Origin of the sequence: Blautia luti, assembly GCF_013304735.1 — a bacterium.
Classification (GTDB): Bacteria; Bacillota; Clostridia; order Lachnospirales; family Lachnospiraceae; genus Blautia_A.
Genome location: NZ_JAAITI010000073.1, coordinates 1 through 3,272 on the forward strand (window position 1 = coordinate 1; position 3,272 = coordinate 3,272).

General features: G+C 35.6%; 5 protein-coding genes. 3 read left to right on the forward strand and 2 right to left on the reverse strand.

The features are described from left to right. Positions 1-208: 208 nt before the first annotated feature. The gene (locus G5B06_RS18375; protein WP_173772703.1) at positions 209-1,003 is read right to left on the reverse strand and encodes a hypothetical protein; all 795 of its coding nucleotides are present in this window, start codon (positions 1,001-1,003) and stop codon (positions 209-211) included. Then, a complete protein-coding gene (locus G5B06_RS18380) occupies positions 1,000-1,539 on the reverse strand; it encodes an RNA polymerase sigma factor (protein ID WP_059085733.1) in 540 nt (179 codons plus the stop codon). The genes G5B06_RS18375 and G5B06_RS18380 overlap by 4 nt, the downstream gene beginning before the upstream one ends. Positions 1,540-1,934: 395 nt before the next feature. Between G5B06_RS18380 and G5B06_RS18385 the strand changes: the two genes are divergently transcribed. The 3 genes from G5B06_RS18385 to G5B06_RS18395 all read left to right on the forward strand — a co-directional run. Next, on the forward strand, positions 1,935-2,135 hold the full coding sequence (locus tag G5B06_RS18385) for a hypothetical protein (protein WP_330606759.1): 201 nt from the start codon (positions 1,935-1,937) through the stop codon (positions 2,133-2,135). A gap of 379 nt (positions 2,136-2,514) precedes the next feature. Continuing rightward, positions 2,515-3,054: an RNA polymerase sigma factor gene (locus G5B06_RS18390; protein ID WP_118753132.1), complete on the forward strand. Its 540-nt coding sequence runs from the start codon at positions 2,515-2,517 to the stop codon at positions 3,052-3,054. After that, the coding region (locus G5B06_RS18395) for a hypothetical protein (protein WP_330606760.1) at positions 3,048-3,272 on the forward strand (225 nt) is incomplete at its 3' end. The genes G5B06_RS18390 and G5B06_RS18395, both read left to right, overlap by 7 nt.

Here is a 3,272-nt window from a genome sequence, read left to right on the forward strand (position 1 = left end):
CTCACCCTTTCTTATCATAGAAGAATCCTATTTACAGAGATTTTTTCATAGTCTCGTTACGATAAGCATCTCGCCATTTTTTATTATACGATGTCATGGTCAGAGTATCTGTAAATTATAACATATTATGCATCAGCTGCGATACAGGTATTTCCACAACAGTTACAAAAAGATGGTGAACCGGACTGAATCCACCATCTTTTTTTCTTTATCTTCTGTTATTAATAACCTCTCTCGCCATATCTGCAAGTTCTCCGGCAGATAATTTTCCATCTATTTGCAGCAAATCATACCGGATGCCATCCTTATTCCAGTTAACGCTTTGAACCTGACTGACTTCAATCTGAGAAGCACTGTCATCGTAACTGAATACAACTTTTCCACTGGACTGGTCTTTTTTATCTTGTTCTGTCAATTCGTAATCATCTGATACCACTTTATTTATATAATGTACATAATACAAATTTGTTCCATTTACAGTGGCAATAATATCACCTGACGGAGTAAGTTTTGAGTTAAATTTCTGCTGTTCAAACAATACAACATCTCCATTCTTCTGATAATCAAAGGACACAGATTTAAAATTCTCAATTACATTTGCATTGCCATCCTTAAAACTGTTTTTTATAATATTGCCCTCTTTGAAGCAGTACCCGTTCTCAAAGGTATCAATCAATACCGGTCTATACCCAATATCCTTTGTAATCTGTTCTGACGTTGGAAGAGATGTATAATCAGCACGTGATGCAGATGAACCTGTCCACATTGAAATCTTTCCTGTTGCTGCCATAGCAGTAACTCCAATTGTAAGTGTTGCAGCTATCAACAAAGGTAATATTTTCTTTTTTGATCTCATAGTCGTTTGCTTCCTTTCTGTATCTGCGAAGTCAAGTTTTGCATAAACTCTCTGTCTGACATTCTCTGTATCAATATCAAGAGCATTGCAGGAAATATCTGCCTGTTTTTGTATTCCCAATTCTTTAAGCAAATTTTTTCTTCTCATAATTTTTCCTCCGCATCCGATAACATTTTTCTGAGTTTTCTTTTTCCTCTTGAAAGTCTGGTCTTAACTGTAGAAATATTAAGTCCCATTGCTTTTGAAATATCCTTGATTTTTTCATCAAATTTATACCGCCTTACAAAAATCTCGCTGTCAGGTTCGCCAAGGCTCATAACTGTTTCCCATACATAATTATTGTGAAAATTCTCTTCCATGAAATTTTTGCCATCTGACAGCTCAATATCTTCAAGAGATGTATGATCCATCTTTCTGTTTATCCGTTTCAGAGCAAAATTCCGGGCAACAGCAGCAAGATATGACCGTAATGTACCTTTCTGCAAATCTATCCTCCCGGTATTCTTCCAAAGTACAACAAACACATCTGCCACAATTTCTTCAATATCCTCTTTCGGCAGTGAATTGCCGGCCATATGATACAAAACAGTACTCAAATACGGCGTATAAATTCGGATTGCTTCATCTATTGAATTTTTTTCTCTGTTCCTGAGACGCTGCAAAAGTTCTGCTTCATCTGTCATATCAATCCTACTTTCTTTTTAATATTTTCAAAAATTAAAAGCTTTTAACCTTTACATTCTTATATATCCTGTCAAAGAGCAAAAAGTTTCAATTTTAGAAAATTATGATATTGATACACCACTTTACAACTTTTTTATAAAAAAATATCGTACAGGATTTCCTGATGTATAATGAATTTGGCATAAAACATTACAAAGGAAAGTGACCCTGTACGGCAAAAACATTATACAGCGAAAAAACACTGATAGGTAGACTTCAGCAATATTTTTTGATCTATTTTGAAACTTTTTTTGTTCCGACAGCAGATACCTTATTTCTGCTGATATTATCTATACTGGGCCGCACACAACGGTTCCAACTATCTGAATGGACACTGCTTTGTGAGAGTCATGTTATGCCTGAATTTCACAGCAAAGATCATGTCATCATCCCTTGTGACAGCTGGGATACAAAACACAACCTGCTATCCATCGTTGATGAATATCCGAATCCGGATCTGATTGGCAATGCAAGGAGTGCTTCTGTCATGTATGATCTTGCTTATGTCCATCTTTTTGTTTGTAAAATTTCTGAAAATATTCTGGTGAAATGGTAGTATAATACGGAGAATGTAAAAAACGTAAGAGAGTAAAAATGAAACTACCGGATAAATTAGCACCGTTTCTGGAATTATTGCATATATACAGAGAAACTGGGTGAGAAAACAGTAAAAGCATATCGGATTGATCTAAGCAGTGTTTTGTTTTTGTCGCCTGTGAAGAGCAAGACAAAGAGAGGCTAGAGGAATATATTACGGAATTACATAAAAAATACAAATAGAACAGAGATTAAAAAAAGTGGATATTTCGTTGGCAATGGAAGAGGCAACGGAAAAAAATACTTTTATGAGAACCGATTTCCTTTCCGATGCATCTAATAAGTGTAAAAGTAAACATGAGTAGTAATCCGGCTGGACAAAAGGAGAAGACAAAGTTATGACAAAAGATGTATTTATTAAGGAGGTTCGGGATGCAGAAGCCATGCTGTATCATATATCAAAGTCCATTCTGAAGAATGACTCTGATTGTGGGGATGTTGTGCAGGAAACAATTCTTAAGGCATATGAAAAACTTCCCACTTTAAAGAAAGAAAAATATTTCCGAACATGGATCACAAGGATATTGATCAATGAATGCAAAGGGATTCTTCGGAAAAGAAAAAATGTTATTCCATATGAAGAATATATGGACAATATGAAAATGACTGAGGAGGACAGATACAGTCATTTGTATATGGCGATTATGGAACTTCCGGAGGATCTGAGGGTTTTGGTAACATTGTATTATTTAGAAGGATTTTCCTTGAAAGAGATCAGTGAGGCTCTGGATATTCCGGAAGGAACGATCAAAAGCAGACTTTCACGTGCAAGAGAGTTTTTGAAGGTGCAGTTATCCGAAGAAGAGAAAAGACCGGCAACTGGGAAAAACAACAAGCAATTAAAGAGAATAACAGGAAAGGGGAAAATGTCATGTTAGAGAAGAAATGGAATAATATCGCACCGGAAGTACCACAGGATTTTCATAATAAATTTGAAGATACACTAAAACAGATTGAACAGGCGGATTCAGTTGATAAAAAATACAAAAGAAAAAAAATCAGTGGACGATTATTGATTGCAGCAGCAGTAATCTGTACTGGTATGGCTGTTACTGTGGCTGCAAAAGAGTTCTTTAAATGGAATGATTACCTGGTG

Coding starts and splice junctions, on each gene's coding strand:
- G5B06_RS18375 (WP_173772703.1), bottom strand. CDS start 1,003: ATGAGAAGAAAAAATTTGCTTAAAGAATTGGGAATACAAAAACAGGCA.
- G5B06_RS18385 (WP_330606759.1), top strand. CDS start 1,935: ATGCCTGAATTTCACAGCAAAGATCATGTCATCATCCCTTGTGACAGC.
- G5B06_RS18380 (WP_059085733.1), bottom strand. CDS start 1,539: ATGACAGATGAAGCAGAACTTTTGCAGCGTCTCAGGAACAGAGAAAAA.
- G5B06_RS18390 (WP_118753132.1), top strand. CDS start 2,515: ATGACAAAAGATGTATTTATTAAGGAGGTTCGGGATGCAGAAGCCATG.